28 protein-coding genes and 1 pseudogene are annotated in these 16175 nt (G+C 65.8%); all 29 read left to right on the forward strand.

Annotated elements, in window-relative coordinates; genetic code table 11:
* The first annotated feature begins 1 nt into the window (after nucleotide 1).
* The 29 genes and pseudogenes from rpsS to J2Z79_RS01585 all read left to right on the forward strand — a co-directional run bounded on the left by rpsS (nucleotide 2) and on the right by J2Z79_RS01585 (nucleotide 16156).
* Nucleotides 2–283 carry a 30S ribosomal protein S19 gene (gene rpsS, locus J2Z79_RS01445; RefSeq protein ID WP_209465077.1) on the forward strand — a complete coding sequence of 94 codons (282 nt, stop codon included), beginning with the start codon at nucleotides 2–4 and terminating at the stop codon, nucleotides 281–283.
* A gap of 42 nt (nucleotides 284–325) precedes the next feature.
* The gene (gene rplV / locus J2Z79_RS01450) at nucleotides 326–667 is read left to right on the forward strand and encodes a 50S ribosomal protein L22 (protein ID WP_209465078.1); all 342 of its coding nucleotides are present in this window, start codon (nucleotides 326–328) and stop codon (nucleotides 665–667) included.
* 2 nt (nucleotides 668–669) lie between these two features.
* Nucleotides 670–1302 (forward strand): annotated as a pseudogene (rpsC, locus tag J2Z79_RS01455) (30S ribosomal protein S3); the annotation flags it as partial.
* 185 nt (nucleotides 1303–1487) lie between these two features.
* On the forward strand, nucleotides 1488–1955 hold the full coding sequence (rplP, locus tag J2Z79_RS01460) for a 50S ribosomal protein L16 (protein ID WP_209465080.1): 468 nt from the start codon (nucleotides 1488–1490) through the stop codon (nucleotides 1953–1955).
* Entirely contained in the window at nucleotides 1945–2163 is a 219-nt protein-coding gene (gene rpmC / locus J2Z79_RS01465) for a 50S ribosomal protein L29 (protein ID WP_209465081.1), read from the forward strand. The genes rplP and rpmC overlap by 11 nt, the downstream gene beginning before the upstream one ends.
* Complete coding sequence (gene rpsQ, locus J2Z79_RS01470) at nucleotides 2160–2426, forward strand: 30S ribosomal protein S17 (protein ID WP_209465082.1); 267 nt, start codon at nucleotides 2160–2162, stop codon at nucleotides 2424–2426. The genes rpmC and rpsQ overlap by 4 nt, the downstream gene beginning before the upstream one ends.
* An 87-nt stretch (nucleotides 2427–2513) precedes the next feature.
* Entirely contained in the window at nucleotides 2514–2882 is a 369-nt protein-coding gene (gene rplN / locus J2Z79_RS01475) for a 50S ribosomal protein L14 (protein WP_209465083.1), read from the forward strand.
* Nucleotides 2883–2900: 18 nt separating this feature from the next.
* Nucleotides 2901–3167 carry a 50S ribosomal protein L24 gene (rplX, locus tag J2Z79_RS01480; RefSeq protein ID WP_245301903.1) on the forward strand — a complete coding sequence of 89 codons (267 nt, stop codon included), beginning with the start codon at nucleotides 2901–2903 and terminating at the stop codon, nucleotides 3165–3167.
* A gap of 34 nt (nucleotides 3168–3201) precedes the next feature.
* Nucleotides 3202–3744: a 50S ribosomal protein L5 gene (gene rplE, locus J2Z79_RS01485; protein WP_209465084.1), complete on the forward strand. Its 543-nt coding sequence runs from the start codon at nucleotides 3202–3204 to the stop codon at nucleotides 3742–3744.
* 12 nt (nucleotides 3745–3756) lie between these two features.
* Nucleotides 3757–3942, forward strand: a complete 186-nt coding sequence (locus J2Z79_RS01490; protein ID WP_209465085.1) for a type Z 30S ribosomal protein S14 — start codon at nucleotides 3757–3759, stop codon at nucleotides 3940–3942.
* Between the two features lie 165 nt (nucleotides 3943–4107).
* Nucleotides 4108–4506 (forward strand): 30S ribosomal protein S8, encoded by a 399-nt coding sequence (rpsH, locus tag J2Z79_RS01495; protein ID WP_209465086.1) that lies wholly within the window; start codon nucleotides 4108–4110, stop codon nucleotides 4504–4506.
* A gap of 16 nt (nucleotides 4507–4522) precedes the next feature.
* Nucleotides 4523–5062: a 50S ribosomal protein L6 gene (gene rplF / locus J2Z79_RS01500; RefSeq protein WP_209465087.1), complete on the forward strand. Its 540-nt coding sequence runs from the start codon at nucleotides 4523–4525 to the stop codon at nucleotides 5060–5062.
* Nucleotides 5063–5076: 14 nt separating this feature from the next.
* Nucleotides 5077–5448 carry a 50S ribosomal protein L18 gene (rplR, locus tag J2Z79_RS01505; RefSeq protein WP_209465088.1) on the forward strand — a complete coding sequence of 124 codons (372 nt, stop codon included), beginning with the start codon at nucleotides 5077–5079 and terminating at the stop codon, nucleotides 5446–5448.
* A 22-nt stretch (nucleotides 5449–5470) separates the two neighbouring features.
* Nucleotides 5471–5971 carry a 30S ribosomal protein S5 gene (rpsE, locus tag J2Z79_RS01510; protein WP_209465089.1) on the forward strand — a complete coding sequence of 167 codons (501 nt, stop codon included), beginning with the start codon at nucleotides 5471–5473 and terminating at the stop codon, nucleotides 5969–5971.
* A 13-nt stretch (nucleotides 5972–5984) separates the two neighbouring features.
* Complete coding sequence (rpmD, locus tag J2Z79_RS01515) at nucleotides 5985–6167, forward strand: 50S ribosomal protein L30 (RefSeq protein WP_209465090.1); 183 nt, start codon at nucleotides 5985–5987, stop codon at nucleotides 6165–6167.
* A gap of 85 nt (nucleotides 6168–6252) precedes the next feature.
* Nucleotides 6253–6720, forward strand: coding sequence for a 50S ribosomal protein L15 (gene rplO, locus J2Z79_RS01520; RefSeq protein ID WP_209465091.1), 468 nt, complete (start codon nucleotides 6253–6255; stop codon nucleotides 6718–6720).
* An 11-nt stretch (nucleotides 6721–6731) separates the two neighbouring features.
* Nucleotides 6732–8000, forward strand: a complete 1269-nt coding sequence (gene secY, locus J2Z79_RS01525) for a preprotein translocase subunit SecY (RefSeq protein WP_209465262.1) — start codon at nucleotides 6732–6734, stop codon at nucleotides 7998–8000.
* Between the two features lie 106 nt (nucleotides 8001–8106).
* Nucleotides 8107–8757: an adenylate kinase gene (locus J2Z79_RS01530; RefSeq protein WP_209465092.1), complete on the forward strand. Its 651-nt coding sequence runs from the start codon at nucleotides 8107–8109 to the stop codon at nucleotides 8755–8757.
* Nucleotides 8754–9500 carry a type I methionyl aminopeptidase gene (gene map, locus J2Z79_RS01535; RefSeq protein ID WP_209465093.1) on the forward strand — a complete coding sequence of 249 codons (747 nt, stop codon included), beginning with the start codon at nucleotides 8754–8756 and terminating at the stop codon, nucleotides 9498–9500. Before J2Z79_RS01530 ends, map begins: the two co-directional genes overlap by 4 nt.
* Before the next feature lie 391 nt (nucleotides 9501–9891).
* Nucleotides 9892–10110 (forward strand): translation initiation factor IF-1, encoded by a 219-nt coding sequence (infA, locus tag J2Z79_RS01540; protein ID WP_209465094.1) that lies wholly within the window; start codon nucleotides 9892–9894, stop codon nucleotides 10108–10110.
* A gap of 128 nt (nucleotides 10111–10238) precedes the next feature.
* A complete protein-coding gene (gene rpmJ, locus J2Z79_RS01545) occupies nucleotides 10239–10352 on the forward strand; it encodes a 50S ribosomal protein L36 (protein ID WP_011197166.1) in 114 nt (37 codons plus the stop codon).
* A 309-nt stretch (nucleotides 10353–10661) separates the two neighbouring features.
* Complete coding sequence (gene rpsM / locus J2Z79_RS01550; RefSeq protein WP_209465095.1) at nucleotides 10662–11039, forward strand: 30S ribosomal protein S13; 378 nt, start codon at nucleotides 10662–10664, stop codon at nucleotides 11037–11039.
* A gap of 18 nt (nucleotides 11040–11057) precedes the next feature.
* Nucleotides 11058–11447, forward strand: coding sequence for a 30S ribosomal protein S11 (gene rpsK / locus J2Z79_RS01555; protein WP_209465096.1), 390 nt, complete (start codon nucleotides 11058–11060; stop codon nucleotides 11445–11447).
* Nucleotides 11448–11470: 23 nt separating this feature from the next.
* Nucleotides 11471–12094 (forward strand): 30S ribosomal protein S4, encoded by a 624-nt coding sequence (gene rpsD / locus J2Z79_RS01560; protein ID WP_209465097.1) that lies wholly within the window; start codon nucleotides 11471–11473, stop codon nucleotides 12092–12094.
* Between the two features lie 123 nt (nucleotides 12095–12217).
* The gene (locus J2Z79_RS01565) at nucleotides 12218–13165 is read left to right on the forward strand and encodes a DNA-directed RNA polymerase subunit alpha (protein WP_209465098.1); all 948 of its coding nucleotides are present in this window, start codon (nucleotides 12218–12220) and stop codon (nucleotides 13163–13165) included.
* 47 nt (nucleotides 13166–13212) lie between these two features.
* Nucleotides 13213–13554 (forward strand): 50S ribosomal protein L17, encoded by a 342-nt coding sequence (rplQ, locus tag J2Z79_RS01570; RefSeq protein ID WP_209465099.1) that lies wholly within the window; start codon nucleotides 13213–13215, stop codon nucleotides 13552–13554.
* A gap of 87 nt (nucleotides 13555–13641) precedes the next feature.
* Nucleotides 13642–14505 (forward strand): energy-coupling factor transporter ATPase, encoded by an 864-nt coding sequence (locus J2Z79_RS01575; protein ID WP_209465100.1) that lies wholly within the window; start codon nucleotides 13642–13644, stop codon nucleotides 14503–14505.
* Nucleotides 14481–15350: an energy-coupling factor transporter ATPase gene (locus J2Z79_RS01580; RefSeq protein WP_209465101.1), complete on the forward strand. Its 870-nt coding sequence runs from the start codon at nucleotides 14481–14483 to the stop codon at nucleotides 15348–15350. Before J2Z79_RS01575 ends, J2Z79_RS01580 begins: the two co-directional genes overlap by 25 nt.
* The gene (locus J2Z79_RS01585; RefSeq protein WP_209465102.1) at nucleotides 15347–16156 is read left to right on the forward strand and encodes an energy-coupling factor transporter transmembrane component T family protein; all 810 of its coding nucleotides are present in this window, start codon (nucleotides 15347–15349) and stop codon (nucleotides 16154–16156) included. Before J2Z79_RS01580 ends, J2Z79_RS01585 begins: the two co-directional genes overlap by 4 nt.
* Nucleotides 16157–16175 lie beyond the last annotated feature (19 nt).

Consider the following 16175-nt stretch of genomic DNA (forward strand, 5'->3'; position numbering starts at 1 on the left):
AATGGGTCGTTCCCTCAAGAAGGGGCCGTACATTGACCCCTCAGTTGAGAAGAAGATCCTCGCCCTGAACGAGAAGGGTGAGAAGAAGGTCTTCAAGACCTGGGCCCGTGACTGCACCATCTTCCCCGAGATGGTCGGCCACACGATCGCGGTCCACAACGGCAAGACCCATGTCCCGGTGTACATTACCGAGGAGATGGTTGGCCACAAGCTGGGTGAGTTCGCTCCGACCCGGACCTTCAGGGGTCACGGTGGGGACGAGAAGTCCAGCCGTGTGCGGTAACGATTAGACCCTTGAAAGTCTGAGCGAAGGAGGTAAACGCACGTGGAAGTCAAGGCCAGCGCTCGCTACGTTCGCATCGCTCCGCGCAAGGTGCGCGTGGTGATCGATCTCGTTCGCGGCAAGAGCGTGAACGAGGCGCTAGCGCTCCTCAAGTTCGTCCCCAAGCGGGCCAGCGAGCCGATCGCCAAGGTGATCAAGAGTGCCGCGGCCAACGCTGAGCACAACTACAACCTGAACAAGGATAACCTGGTCATCTCCCAGGCGTTTGTCGATCAGGGTCCCACGCTGAAGCGCTATCATCCGCGGCAGCGGGGCCAGGCGTTCCCCATCCTGAAGCGCACCTCCCACATCACCGTCATGGTGAAGGAAAAGGAGGCTAAGTAGCAGTGGGTCAGAAAGTACACCCGAAGGGCCTCCGCATCGGCATCGTGAAGGACTGGGACACCCGCTGGTACGCGGACAAGAAGAACTTCAGCGACTTGCTGGTGGAGGACGTCAAGATCCGGAACTTCATCAAGAAGACGCTCTACGCCTCCGGCGTCTCCCGCATCGAGATCGAGCGGGCGGCGAACCGGGTCAAGATCATCGTGCACACCGCCAAGCCGGGCATGGTGATCGGCCGTCAGGGCCAGGGCATCGCCGAGCTGCAGAACAGGCTGGCCGAGATGACCGGCAAGCAGATCTCCCTGGACGTCAAGGAGGTCCGCGTCGCCGAGCTCGACGCCCAGTTGGTGGCCGAGTCCATCGCTCAGCAGCTTGAGAAGCGCATGTCCTTCCGCCGGGCGATGAAGCAGGCGATCCAGAAGGCCATGCGGCTCGGCGCCAAGGGCGTCCGCATCATCATCAGCGGCCGCATCGGCGGCGCCGAGATCGCCCGCACCGAGCGCGCCTGGGAGGGCACCGTGCCCCTGCACACCCTCCGGGCCGACATCGACTACGGGTTCGCCGAGGCCGACACGACCTTCGGCAAGATCGGCGTGAAGGTCTGGATGTACGTCGGCGAGGCCGCCCAGCAGGCTGCGTCCGGCGACCGGCGCGGCGACCGCGGCGAGCGGCGCGAGCGCGGCGGCCGGCGCGGCGGGCGCGGTGGCCGGGGTGCGGGCCAGGGCGGCCAGCGGCCCAGCCGCGAGGAGCGTGCCGCAGCCGAGCGTGCGGCCATCGCCGCAGGCCCGAAGCCTGTCAGCCGGGAAGGGGGGCATAGCTAGTGCTTGCACCGAAGCGCGTCAAGTGGCGTCGCCCCCACAAGGCGGTCGCCAAGCTGAACAAGGGCCGCTCCAAGGCCGGTAACGAGGTTGCCTTTGGCGACTACGGGCTGCAGGCCCTGGAGGCGGCCTTCATCACCGACCGGCAGATCGAGGCTGCCCGTATTGCCATGACCCGTTTCATCAAGCGCGGCGGCAAGGTCTGGATCAAGATCTTCCCGCACAAGGCCCTGACCCGGAAGCCTGCCGAGGTCCGTATGGGTTCCGGTAAGGGCGCCCCGGAGACCTGGGTAGCCGTCGTCAAGCCCGGCCGGATCATGTTCGAGCTGGCCGGCGTGGACGAGGCGACCGCCCAGGAGGCCATGCGGCTTGCTGCGCACAAGCTGCCCATCAAGTGCAAGTTCGTGAAGCGGGAGAAGGCCGCAGTGGCTGCCGCTGTCGAGACGGGTGGTGAAGCCAATGAAGGTTAAGGAAATCCGCGAGATGTCCACCGAGGAAATCCGGGCCAAGGTGGCCAGCCTGAAGGAGGAGCTCTTTAACCTCCGGTTCCAGTTGGCGGTCAACAATCTTGAAAACACCGCGCGCGTGCGCGAGGTGCGCAAGGCGATTGCCCGTTGCAAGACCATCATCCGCGAGCGCGAGCTCAAGGCGGGCAGCCAGGGGGAGGCTAAGGCATGACCGCAGAGCGTAATCTCCGCAAGACCCGCGTCGGCGTGGTCACCAGCGACAAGATGGACAAGACCGTCGTGGTCGCCGTGGAAACCCTGGTCCAGCACCCGCTGTACAAGAAGCGCATCCGCCGGACCAAGAAGTTCAAGGCCCACGATGAGCAGAACCAGTGCAAGGTGGGCGACAAGGTCCGCATCATGGAGACCCGCCCGCTCTCCAAGGACAAGCGCTGGCGCGTGGTTGAGATCATCGAGTCCGCCAAGGTGTTCTAACGCCTGAGGCCGGGTTAGCGAGGTCTCGCGGGGCGGGGAGCAGCCCGCCCGGAGAAACCGGCTGGCTCACGAGAGGAGGTATCGGCCATGATCCAGGTTCAGACCCGCCTTGGGGTCGCAGACAACACCGGCGCCAAGGAACTGATGTGCATCAAGGTCCTCGGCGGTTCGTGGCGGCGTTACGCCAACATCGGGGATGTCATCGTCTGCTCCGTCAAGGAGGCCAGCCCCGGCGGTGTCGTCAAGAAGGGCGACGTGGTCAAGGCCGTGGTTGTGCGTACCCGCAAGGGCCTGCGCCGTGAGGACGGTTCGTATATCCGCTTCGACGAGAACGCTGCCGTAATCCTGAAGGACGAGAAGGAGCCCCGGGGCACCCGTATCTTCGGACCCGTCGCGCGCGAGCTGCGCGACAAGGAGTTCATGAAGATCATCTCCCTGGCCCCTGAGGTCCTCTAGCCGGGAGGGGGTAGCAGCATGCATAACGGCAAGGTGCACGTCCGCAAGGACGAGGTCGTCGTCGTCATCACCGGGAAGGACAAGGGCAAGCAGGGCAAGGTCCTGCGCGTGCTCCCGAAGGAGAACCGCGTGGTGGTCGAGGGCGTGAACATGGTCAAGAAGCACACCAAGCCTTCTGCCAAGAATCCGAACGGCGGCATCATCGAGATGGAGGCGCCCATTCACGCCTCGAACGTGATGTCGCTGGAGAAGATCGAAGCGAAGAAGGCGAAGAAAAAGGGCTAGCGCGCAGCGGCCCTAGAAAGGAGGCTTGTGGCACTTGGCCAACTTGAAGACGAAGTACCAGGAAGAAGTCGTTCCTGCACTTCAGAAGCAGTTCAACTACCGCAACGTGATGATGGTCCCCCGGCTGGACAAGATCGTCGTCAACGTCGGCCTCGGCGAGGCCGTGCAGAACGCCAAGGCGCTTGACGCCGCCGTCGGCGACATCGCCGCGATCACCGGCCAGCGGCCGGTCATCACCCGGGCGCGGAAATCGATCTCGACCTTCAAGATCCGCACGGGTATGCCCATCGGCTGCAAGGTGACCCTCCGGGGCGAGCGGATGTGGGACTTCCTGGAGAAGCTGATCTACGTCGCACTGCCCCGCGTGCGCGACTTCCGCGGGGTTTCCCCGAAGGCCTTCGACGGTCGGGGCAACTACGCCCTGGGCCTGAAGGAGCAGCTGATCTTCCCCGAGATCGATTACGACAAGATCGATAAGATCCGGGGCATGGACGTGATCATCGTCACCACCGCGAAGACCGACGAAGAGGCGAAGGCCCTGCTGAAGGGGCTCGGCATGCCGTTCGCTGAACGCTAAGGAGGGACGAGAGTGGCAAAGACTTCGCTCAAGGTCAAGGCGGCGCGGCCGCAGAAGTACTCCGTGCGGGCCTACAACCGCTGCAAGCTTTGCGGTCGTCCCCATGCGTACATGCGGAAGTTCGGCATCTGCCGTCACTGCTTCCGGAAGTTGGCGCACGAGGGTCAGATCCCCGGCATCCGCAAGGCCAGCTGGTAGGTGGAGAATCGGGCAGGGGAGTTGGGCACCGGCAGCGCTTCGGCCAGCGCCGGAGGCCCGGTGGGTTCAGCCGGCGAGTGACAGACCTCCACGCCGGCGGTGTGAGGGGCATCCCCTCGCAGATCCGACTCCAACCGTCCGATCTTGAAAGGAGGAAGCGCAAACATGGTCGTCTCCGATCCGATTGCCGATCTTCTGACCCGCATCCGGAACGCCACCACGGCCAACCACGACCGTGTCGAGGTTCCCGGGTCCAAGATGAAGAAGGCTATTGTGCAGATTCTGAAGGACGAGGGCTTTATCCGTGACTTCGAGTGGATCGACAACGGGCACCAGGGCGTGATCCGGATCTACCTGAAGTACGGTCCCAATAAGACGAAGGTTATCTCGGGCCTGCGGCGGATCTCCCGGCCCGGCCTCCGGGTCTACGCCAAGCGCGATCAGATTCCCCGCGTGCTGGGCGGCCTGGGCATCGCCATCCTGTCGACGTCGAAGGGCGTCATGACCGACAAGAAGGCCCGCCAGGAAGGCCTCGGCGGCGAAGTTCTCTGCTACATCTGGTAAGGAAGGAGGTGCTGCCGTGTCTCGCATTGGAAAGAACCCCATCCCGATCCCCGCGGGGGTGGAGGTCACCGTTCAGGGCAACGTGGTTCGTGTCAAGGGGCCCAAGGGTGAGCTCACCCGCGAGATCAACCCGGCCATGAGCATCACGATTGAGAACGGCGCCCTCCGTGTATCCCGTCCTTCCGATGAGCGGGAGCACAAGGCGCTGCACGGCCTGACCCGCACCCTGATCGCCAACATGGTCGAGGGTGTGACCAAGGGCTATTCCCGGGCGCTGGAGCTGGTGGGCACCGGCTACCGTGCCGCCAAGACGGGCCAGAAGCTGACGCTGACCGTCGGCTACTCCCACCCGGTTGTGATCGATCCGCCCCAGGGCATCGAGTTTCAGGTTCCCGCTGCCAACCAGGTGATCGTGACCGGCATCGACAAGGAACTGGTTGGCCAGATCGCGGCCGACATCCGCGCCGTCCGGCCGCCCGAGCCGTACCTCGGCAAGGGCATCAAGTACGCCGGCGAGCACATCCGGCGCAAGGAAGGCAAGACCGGTAAGAAGTAAGGGGGTGACCGAGGATGATCGTCAAGCAGGATCGCAACAAGGCGCGGCGGGTGCGCCAGCTGCGTGTGCGGAAGACCGTCCACGGCACGCCCGAGCGGCCGCGGCTTAATGTCTTCCGTTCCAACCAGAACATCTATGCCCAGGTGATTGACGACACGGTCGGCAAGACCCTGGTCTCCGCCTCGACCCTCGACCCTGAGGTCAAGGCCCGGCTGGAGGGCAATGGCGGCAACAAGGCCGCCGCCGCGATCGTGGGTGAAGTGGTCGCGAAGCGTGCACTGGCCGCAGGCGTGACGAAGGTGGTTTTTGACCGTGCCGGGTACCTCTACCACGGCCGCGTCGCCGCCCTCGCCGAGGCCGCCCGCGAAGCCGGCCTGGAGTTCTAAGTCGAGGGAGGGAAACACGAACGTGGCTCGCAACGAAACCAATCAGGCCGAACTGAAGGAGAAGATGGTGGACCTGCGGCGCGTGGCCAAGACCGTCAAGGGCGGCCGGCGCATGAGCTTCTCCGCTGTCATGGTCGTCGGCGACGGCAATGGGCGCGTGGGCGCCGGCCTCGGCAAGGCGGCCGAGATTCCCGAGGCGGTGCGCAAGGGCACCGAGGACGCCAAGAAGTCCATGATCACCGTGCCGCTGAACGGCACCACCATTCCCCACGAGGTCATCGGCGAGTTCGGTGCCGGCAAGGTGCTGCTGAAGCCCGCCTCCCCGGGTACCGGCGTGATCGCCGGCGGGGCCGTGCGTGCGGTCCTGGAGGCGGCCGGCGTGCGGGACATCCTCACCAAGAGCCTGGGCTCCAACAACGCTGCCAACCAGGTGCTCGCCACCCTCGCGGGCCTGCGCCAGCTGAAGAGCGCTGAGGAAGTCGCCAAGCTGCGCGGCAAGCCCGTCGAGCAGATCCTCGGTTAGAGGAGGGAAGAACGTGGCTGGCACGCTGAAGATTACGCTGAAGCGCGGCCTGGCGGGCCGGGACAAGCGGGTGGTGGCCACCTGCAAGTCCCTCGGCCTCACCAAGCTGAACGCGACGGTGGAGCGGCCCGACAACCCGGCGGTGCGCGGCATGATCGCGCGCGTGGCGCACATGGTCGAGGTGCAGGAGGGCTAGCGCCTCACGACGAACCAAGTTGGGACGGCGCCGGTCCTCACCGGCGCCCCCATTGACAGCCCAGACGAACTGAGGTGACATTCGGATGAAACTGCATGAGCTGGCTCCCAACCCCGGTGCCCGCAAGGAGCGCAAGCGTCTGGGCCGCGGCATCGGTTCCGGCCTGGGGAAGACCTCCGGCAAGGGCCACAAGGGCCAGAACGCCCGCTCCGGCGGCGGCGTCCGTCCGGGCTTCGAGGGCGGCCAGATGCCGCTGACCCGGCGGCTGCCCAAGCGGGGCTTCTCCAACGCACCGTTCAAGGTGACCTATGAGATCGTCAACGTCGCCGACCTGGAGCGGTTCGACGCCGGCACCGTGGTGACCCCCGAGCTGCTGGAGGAGACCCGGGTCTGCAAGAACGCCGTGAAGGGCGTGAAGGTGCTGGGCACGGGCGAGCTCACCAAGGCGCTGACCGTGCGCGCACACAGGGTGAGCGAGTCCGCAAGGCAGAAGATTGAGGCCGCGGGCGGAAAGGTTGAGGTTATCGGAGAAGCCACCGAAGAGGTGAATTAACAGCCATGGCGATGCTGGAGACGCTGCGCAATTCGATGCGGCTGCCCGGGCTGAGGAAAAGGCTCCTCTTCACCATCGGCATGCTGGTCGTCATTCGGATTTGCGCACACATTCCCGTCCCTGGGGTTAACCTGGATCGGCTGGCGGAAGTGTTTGGAGCGGGTGGCCTGTTCCAGTTCTTCGACATCTTCGCAGGCGGGGCGTTCTCCAAGTTCGCAATCGTCGCCATGGGCGTCACGCCGTACATCAACTCCTCGATTATCATGCAGCTGCTCACGGTCGTGATCCCGCGCCTGGAGGAGCTGCAGAAGGAGGGCGAGGAGGGCCGCAAGAAGATCCAGCAGTACACGCGCTACGGCACGGTAGTGCTGGGCCTCGTGCAGGCCTTCGGCATCGGCTATGCCCTGCGGAGCTGGGGCGCCTTCTACAACGACAGCCTGGTGACCCTGTTCGTGATCATGGTCAGCCTGACGGCGGGTACCGCCCTCGTCATGTGGATCGGCGAGGAGATCACGGAGAAGGGCATCGGCAACGGCATCTCGCTGATCATCTTCGCCAACATCGTCACCCGGCTGCCCTACTCCATCGGCGGCGAGATCCAGCTGCTTCAGGCCGGCCAGCACAACATCTTCCAGCCTCTGCTGGTGGCTGTTATCGCCCTGATCATGGTGGTCTTCGTGGTCATCATCAACGAGGGCGTCCGGAAGATCCCCGTGGAGTACGCCAAGCGCGTCGTGGGGAAGCGGGTCGTGGGCGGTCAGCGGACCCACCTGCCGATCCGCATCAACCAGGCCGGCGTGATCCCGCTGATCTTCGCCTCGTCGTTGATGTACTTCCCCATCACCATCGCCCAGTTCATCCCCAACACCGGGTTCGGGCGCTGGGTTCAGCTCCACTTTGACACGCGGTCAGCGTGGTTCATGCTGATCAACGCGCTGCTGATCATCTTCTTCACCTACTTCTACACGGCGATCACCTTCAACCCCGAGAACGTCGCCGACAACATCAAGAAGAACGGCGGGTTCATTCCGGGTTACCGCCCGGGCAAGCCCACCGCCGAGTACCTGGAGCGGGTCTCCAACCGCCTCACGCTGGTCGGCGGCCTGTTCCTGGCGGCGGTCACCATCCTGCCGATCACGCTGATCGGTCTGGCCGGTGTCCAGAACGCATACATCGGTGGCTCGTCCCTGCTGATCGTCGTCAGCGTGGCGCTGGAGACGACCAAGCAGATCGAGGCGCAGCTGGTGATGCGGCATTACCAGGGCTTCATGCGGAGCTAGGTGGAACGCAGTGGACGCGTCGAGGACCGGGGCCGTCTCACCGGGGGGCGGAGCCGGTCCTCGCGGGTACGCTCGGCTCCGTGGCACGAGGGCAGGAGGGAAACGCATGCACATTATCCTTATGGGCCCGCCAGGTGCCGGCAAGGGCACGCAGGCCGCGCTGCTCGCGGAGCAGGAGGCCATTCCGCACATCTCCACCGGCGACATCTTCCGCGCCAACATGAGCCAGGGGACGCCCCTGGGCAAGCTGGCCAAGGAGTACGTGGACGCCGGCAAGTACGTTCCCGACGACGTGACCAACGGGATGGTCAGGGATCGGCTCGCCCAGCCGGACTGCGTCAAGGGGTTTATCCTCGACGGCTACCCGCGCACGCCCGATCAGGCCCGGGCACTGGCCGGGATGCTGGCGGAGCTGGGCCTGAAGCTCGACGCCGTGATCAACATCGCCGTGCCGGACGAGCTGCTGGTGGACCGGGCGGTCGGGCGCAGGGTGTGCCGCTCCTGCGGTGCCACCTATCACGTGAAGTACAATCCGCCTGCCCGCGAAGGCACCTGTGACCGGTGCGGCGGCGAACTATACCAGCGCAGCGACGACCAGGCCGAGAAGGTGGCCGTGCGCCTCAACCTTTACCACACCCAGACGGCGCCGCTGCTGCAGTTCTATGCCGAGCAGGGGCTGGTGCGAACCGTCAACGGCGACCAGCCGATGGAGCAGGTGACCGCCGACATCAAGGAGGCCGTCAGGGGTACTCGATGATCATCCGCAAGACGCCCCGGCAGATCCAGCAGATGAAGGAGGCCGGACGGATCGTCTGGCATGTCCACCAGGAGCTCGCGAAGGTGATCGCCCCCGGGATCACCACCAGGGAGCTCGACGCCCTGGCCGAGCGGCTGATCCGTCAGGCCGGCGGCATCCCCACCTTCAAGGGGTACCACGGCTACCCCGGGTCGATCTGCGCTTCCGTCAACGAGGTGGTGATCCACGGGATCCCCGGGGAGAGGGCGCTCGCAGAGGGCGACGTGATCGCCATCGACCTGGGGGTCACCTACGGCGGCTGGGTGGGCGACTCGGCGTACACGCACCCCGTGGGGCGGGTGTCGCCGGAGGCCGAGCGGCTGCTGGAGGTCACGCGAAACGCGCTTGAAAAAGCGATTGCCCGGTGCTATCCTGGCAATCGGCTGGGAGACGTGGGACACGCCGTTCAGTCGTACGTGGAATCCCAGGGTTTCAGCGTCGTGCGCGACTTCGTGGGCCACGGCGTCGGGGAGCGGATGCACGAGGATCCTCCGGTGCCCAACTACGGGCTGCCCGGGACCGGGGTGACGCTCCGGCCCGGTATGGTGCTCGCCATCGAGCCCATGGTGAATGCGGGCACCGAGGAGGTGCGCGTCCTGCGGGACGGCTGGACCGTGGTCACAGCCGACGGCAGGTACTCGGCGCACTTCGAGCACACCGTGGCGATCACCGAAGACGGACCGGTGATTCTCACCAAACCGTGAGGAATAGTTATCCGGTCTTGTGCTATAATAGTGGTATTGGCCTTTCGCGCGTGAACCCGAGTTGCGGGAGCGATTACGGAGGTGCACGTCCGTGGACCAACCGGGTCTAAGGCCCGGCGCCATAGTGCGATCTCTGGCCGGACGCGACCTGGGATCCTGTTACGTTGTGGTGCGGGTAGTGGACGAGCGGTTCGTCACAGTGGCCAATGGTCGCCGGAGACCGGTCGCCCGTCCGAAGCTCAAGAATCGGCGGCACCTCGAGGTGCTGGGTTGGGCAGACGCCTCCCTGGCTCTCCGACTGGAACGAGGCGCCAAGGTCACCGACGAAGAGATTGTCAAGGCCCTGGAGACCATTCCTGCGGGAGTCTGCGAGGAGGTATAGAACCCACGTATGTCCAAGGACGACGTCATCGAGGTTGAGGGCACCGTGGTTGAGCCGCTGCCCAACGCCATGTTCCGGGTGAAGCTGGCCAACGGGCACCAGGTGCTCGCCCACGTCTCCGGAAAGATCCGTATGAACTTTATCCGGATACTACCTGGCGATCGCGTCACGGTTGAGCTGTCGCCTTACGACCTCACCCGTGGTAGAATCGTATACCGGTACAAATAGGTCGGCTCACCAAAAGCCGTCTCAACCATTCACGCTTCTTACGAAGCTTTTCCCTTTTGGTCTGCATCCCTGCGCTTGACCTGGACCATTCCGGCCAAACGAGCGCGCGAAGAGAGGAGGGGCTGCTCGTGAAGGTTCGCCCGTCGGTGAAGCCGATTTGCGAGAAGTGCAAGGTCATCAAGCGGCACGGTCACGTGATGGTGATCTGCGAGAACCCGAAGCACAAGCAGAAGCAGGGGTAAGTTGCGACCGCGCGGTTGCAGCGGCCGCTTGGCCGACCCCGCAGACCAGCGAAGTTTTGCCGGTTTTAGGCTGGCGCACCCCTTGCGGCAGTAAGGGGAGCACCGGCATTTACGCATGGGCTCGAGGTTCGGACACTGCCGGGAGGCGTGCAAAACCCGAACTGGAACCCTGCGGCCTCACCTCAGGGAGCGGCTGGTGGTCGAGGTCCCTCTTCCCTCACCACTTTCTCTGCGGCGATGTCGTCTGGGACGGGTCGTGCATCATCGACCAACTCCGTTGTTGCGACATGAGGAGGGTATTTCGAGAGCATGGCGCGTATCGCAGGTGTCGACCTGCCTCGTGACAAGCGCATTGAGGCTGCCCTGCCGTACATCTACGGCATCGGCTGGTCGCTTTCCCGTGAGATTCTGCAGAAGACCGGTATCGATCCGGACATCCGCGTCCGCGATCTGACCGAGGATCAGGTGGCCCGGCTCCGCGAGGTCATCGACCACGAGTACAAGGTCGAGGGTGACCTGCAGCGGGAGGTTCAGCTGAACATCAAGCGGCTGATCGAGATCGGCTGCTATCGCGGCCTGCGGCACCGCCGCGGCCTGCCCGTGCGCGGCCAGCGCACCAAGACGAACGCCCGCACCCGCAAGGGCCCGCGGCGTACGGTCGCCGGGAAGAAGAAGGCCGGCAAGTAAAGGGAGGGACACGTCTACATGGCCAAGCGCGCCGTTCGTACCAAGCGGAAGGAGCGGAAGCACGTCGACAAGGGCGTGGCCCATATCCGTTCTACCTTTAACAACACGATCGTGACGATCACCGACATGCAGGGGAATGCCCTCTCCTGGGCGACCGCCGGAGCGATGGGCTTCAAGGGCTCCCGGAAGTCCACCCCCTTCGCCGCGCAGATGGCGGCCGAGAAGGCGGCCAAGGACGCCATGGAGCATGGCCTGCGCGAGGTCGAGGTCATGGTCAAGGGGCCGGGGTCGGGCCGTGAGGCTGCCATTCGCCAGCTGCAGGCCGCCGGACTGGAGGTCACGACGATCAAGGACGTGACCCCGATCCCCCACAACGGCTGCCGCCCGCCGAAGCGGCGCCGGGTGTAGGAAGAGGAGGGGACAACTAAGCAATGGCACGTTACACCGAAGCCGTCTGCCGGCTGTGCCGGCGCGAGGGCGTTAAGCTCTACCTCAAGGGCGAGAAGTGCTACAGCGACAAGTGCCCGGTCGTCAAGCGGGCCACCCCGCCCGGGCAGCATGGCGTCAGCCGCCGGAAGCAGTCCGAGTACGCCCTGCAGCTGCGCGAGAAGCAGAAGGCCCGCCGGTTCTACGGCGTGCTGGAGCGGCAGTTCGAGCGCTACTTCGACCTGGCCGCCCGCAAGAAGGGCGTCACCGGCGAGGTGCTCCTGCAGATCCTGGAGCGCCGCCTGGACAACGTGGTCTACCGGATGGGCTTCGCCGCCAGCCGTGCGGAGGCCCGCCAGATCGTGAAGCATTCCCACATCGAGGTCAATGGCCGCAAGGTCAATATCCCCTCTTACCTGGTGCGCGAGGGCGACGTCGTCGCCGTGCGGGAGTCCTCCCGTGATCACAAGCGCCTGAAGGAGCTGGCTGCGGCTGCCACGCGCACGGTGCCTGCCTGGCTCTCCGTCGACGCCGAGGCGATGCGGGGCACGGTGCTCCGCCTGCCGAACCGCGACGAGATCGATGCCCCGGTGCAGGAGCACCTCATCGTCGAGCTCTACTCCCGGTAATGGCTCTGACGGCCGGGCCGGGTGCGTGAGGGGTATTCGACCCGGCCAGGGAGCTGGTCTGGTTTCCGGGGCGGTGGCGTAGGGCGCTCACACGTGAGACAGGGAATTGGGGGTATCTACCAGATGATCGGAATGGAAAAGCCCAAGATTGAGACCGTAGTGCTCGCCGAGGACAACAGCTACGGCAAGTTCGTGGTGGAGCCTCTGGAGCGCGGCTACGGCATCACCCTTGGCAACTCGCTGCGGCGGATCCTGCTCTCCTCGCTGCCGGGCGCCGCAGTTACCTCTGTGAAGATCGACGGCGTGCTGCATGAGTTCTCGACGATCCCCGGTGTGGTCGAGGACGTGACGGACATCATCCTCAACCTCAAGCAGCTGTCGCTGAAGGTACACAGCGACGAGCCGAAGATCCTCCGGCTCCACGCGGAGGGCGAGGGCGTCGTCACCGCCGGGGACATTCATACGGACGCCGATGTGGAGATCCTCAACCCGGACCTGCACATTGCCACGCTGGACAAGGGCGGCCGGCTCATCGCGGAGATCGCCGTCGGCAAGGGCCGGGGTTACGTTCCTGCCGATCAGAACAAGACCCCCGACATGCCGATTGGCGTGATCCCCGTCGACTCGATCTTCTCCCCGATTCGCCGGGTCAACTACACCATCGAGCACACCCGCGTCGGCAACCGGACCAACTTCGACAAGCTGACCCTGGAGGTCTGGACCAACGGGGCGATTCGCCCCGACGAGGCCTGCTCCTGGGCGGCCAAGATCCTCAAGGAGCATCTGGAGCTCTTCATCTCGCTGACCGACGACGCCGACGAGATCGAGGTCATGCAGGAGAAGGAGGACGACGATCGCAACAAGCTGATGGAGATGACCATCGAGGAGTTGGATCTGTCGGTCCGGTCCTACAACTGCCTGAAGCGCGCCGGCATCAACACGGTGGCGGAGCTCTGCGCCAAGTCAGACGACGAGATGATGAAGGTCCGCAACCTGGGCAAGAAGTCCTTGGAAGAGGTCAAGAGCAAGCTGGCCGCCATCGGCCTGAGCCTGCGGCAGTCCGACGACTAGCCCCGGCAGCGTGACCCATCTGCACAGGATAGGGGTGAACGAGAGAGATGGCTCATTATCAGAAGCTCGGGCGCGACAGCTCGGCTCGCAAGGCGCTGTTCCGGGCCCTGGTGACGGCCCTGTTTGACAAGGAGCGGATCGAGACGACCGAGGGGAAGGCGAAGGAGGTCCAGTCCATCGCCGAGGAGATGATCACCCTCGCCAAGCGCGGCGACCTGCATGCCCGTCGTCAGGCCCTCGCCTACATCTACGACGAGTCCGTGGTCACCAAGCTGTTCCAGAACATCGCCGCCCGGTATGCCGACCGCAACGGCGGGTATACCCGGGTGATCCGGACCGGCGTTCGGAAGGGCGACGCCGCTCCCATGGCGATTCTCGAACTGGTCTAAGCCAACTGGTGCGTAACGCCCGGGCGCTGCTGCGCCCGGGCGCAACAGCGCCCGGGCGTTTCCTGCGAGACGGGAGGGAGATGTGCCATGGCCGATCCATACATCGTCGCCGAGCGGGTCTCCTTCGCCTACGGGCGTGAGGATGCCGCCGAGGACAGGCCGGTGGCGCTCGCCCTGGACGGTGTGGACGCAGAGGTCTACCGGGGCGAGTTCCTGGCTGTGCTCGGCATGAACGGTTCCGGCAAGTCCACCCTGGCCCGGCACCTCAACGCCCTCCTGCTGCCCCGCTCAGGTCGGGTACTGGTGGACGGCCTCGACACGCGCGAGGAGCAGAACCTCTGGCCGATCCGCGACCGGGTGGGCATGGTCTTCCAGAACCCCGACAACCAGATCGTCGCCGCCGTCGTGGAGGAGGACGTGGCCTTCGGCCCCGAGAACCAGGGGCTGCCGCCGGCCGAGATCCGGGCCCGCGTGGCGGAGGCCCTGGAGTCGGTGGGCATGACCGCCCACCGGGAGCGCTCGCCGCACCTCCTCTCGGGCGGCCAGAAGCAGCGGGTGGCCATCGCCGGCGCCCTGGCGCTGCGCCCGGCCTGCCTGGTACTGGACGAGCCCACGGCCATGCTGGATCCCTCCGGCCGGGCCGAGGTGCTCGGGGTGGTGCGCCGCCTCAATCGCGAGCTGGGCATGGCCGTGGTCTGGATCACCCATTTCATGGAGGAGGCGGCGGTGGCGGACCGGGTGATGGTCATGGCCGGCGGCAAGGTCCAGCTGGTGGGCACCCCGCGCGCGGTCTTCAGCCAGGCCGACAGGCTCCGGGCCCTGCGGCTGGACGTGCCCCCCGCCGTGCAGGTGGCGGAGCGCCTTCGCGCGGACGGAATTCCGCTCCCGGGGGAGATACTGACGCTGGAAGAGTTGGTGGAGGCCTTATGCCAATTGTCTTCGAAGCAGTAAGCCACGTCTATCAGCCCGGGACGCCCTTCGAGTGGAAGGCGCTGGATGACGTGTCGCTCACGATTCCGGACGGGGAGTTCTGGGGTATCATCGGCCCGACGGGATCGGGGAAATCGACCCTGATTCAGCACATGAACGGCCTGCTCCGCCCCACCTCGGGCCGCGTGCTGGTGGACGGGATGGACCTGGCCGACCGGCGCACCGACCTGCGCAAGGTGCGCCAGCGCGTCGGCCTGGTCTTTCAGTACCCGGAGCACCAGCTCTTCGGCGAGACGATCTTCGAGGACGTCGCCTTCGGCCCCCGCAACATGAAGCTTGACGAAGCCGAGGTCGAGCGGCGGGTGATGCGGGCGCTGGAGCGGGTTGGGCTGCCGGCGGAGATGCGGGACCGTTCCCCCTTCGGCCTCTCGGGCGGTCAGGCCCGCCGAGTGGCCCTGGCGGGCGTCCTGGCAATGGAGCCGCGCGTGCTCATCCTCGACGAGCCCACGGCCGGGCTCGACCCCCAGGGGCGCGCCGAGATCCTCGACCTCGTCGGGACCTTCCCGGCGTTGGGCATGACGGTCATCCTCGTCTCCCACTCGATGGACGACGTGGCCGAGCGCGCCGACCGGGTCCTGGTGATGCACGGTGGCCGCGTGCACATGCTGGGCACGCCCCGGGAGCTGTTCTCCCGCAGGGCCGAGCTGGAGGCCATCGGGCTCGGCGTGCCCGCGGCCGTCGTCCTCGCCGATCACCTGAGGGCGCGCGGCTGGCAGCTGCCGCCGGACATCGTCACGCTCGACCAGGCGGTGTCCGCCATCAAGGCGGTACTGCATACCGCAGGGAAGGGGGCGGACCGGCGGTGAGCTTTCAGGGAGTGACCATCGGCCAGTACTTCCCCGGCACCTCGCTGCTGCACCGGCTCGACCCCCGGGTGAAGATCACCGGGGTGCTGATCCTCTCGGTGGCCATCTTCCTGCCGAAGGCATGGCCCGGATATCTGGCCGCCATCCTGTTCACCCTGTCCCTGATCGCCCTTGGGCGCGTGCCCATCCGGCTCATCCTGCGCGGGATGCGGCCCATCCTGATCTTTCTCCTGATCACCGCCGCGTTCAACCTGTTTCTCACGCCCGGGGAGCCGCTCTTTCGGCTGGGCCCGCTCACGGCCACGCGTGAGGGCCTGGTGCTCGTGGGCGTCACGACGACGCGGCTCCTGCTGCTGGTCACCGTGGCGTCGCTGCTGACGCTCACCACCTCGCCTATCCGGCTCACCGACGGCCTCGAGCGGATGCTCAGGCCCCTCAGGCCGATCGGCGTTCCGGCGCACGAACTGGCGCTGATGATGACCATCGCCCTGCGCTTCATCCCCACGCTGGCCGAGGAGGCCGACCGGATCATGCGGGCCCAGCAGGCCCGGGGAGCCAGCTTCGCCACGGGATCGCTCATGGCGCGGGTGCGCAGCCTCGTGCCCGTGCTCGTGCCGCTGTTCGTGGCCTCCTTCCGCCGGGCGGACGAGCTGGCCACGGCCATGGAGGCCAGGGGCTACCGCGGCGGGGAGGGGCGCACCCGCATGCAGGAGCTCGCCTTCGCCGCACGGGACGGCGTGGCGCTGGCGGTGCTCGTCGGGTTCCTGGCCCTGCTCCTGGGCCTCAGGCTCACCGGAAAAGGCTGAATGGTTAGCTGCGGCGAGG

Source organism: Symbiobacterium terraclitae (assembly GCF_017874315.1).
GTDB lineage: Bacteria > Bacillota > Sulfobacillia > Symbiobacteriales > Symbiobacteriaceae > Symbiobacterium > Symbiobacterium terraclitae.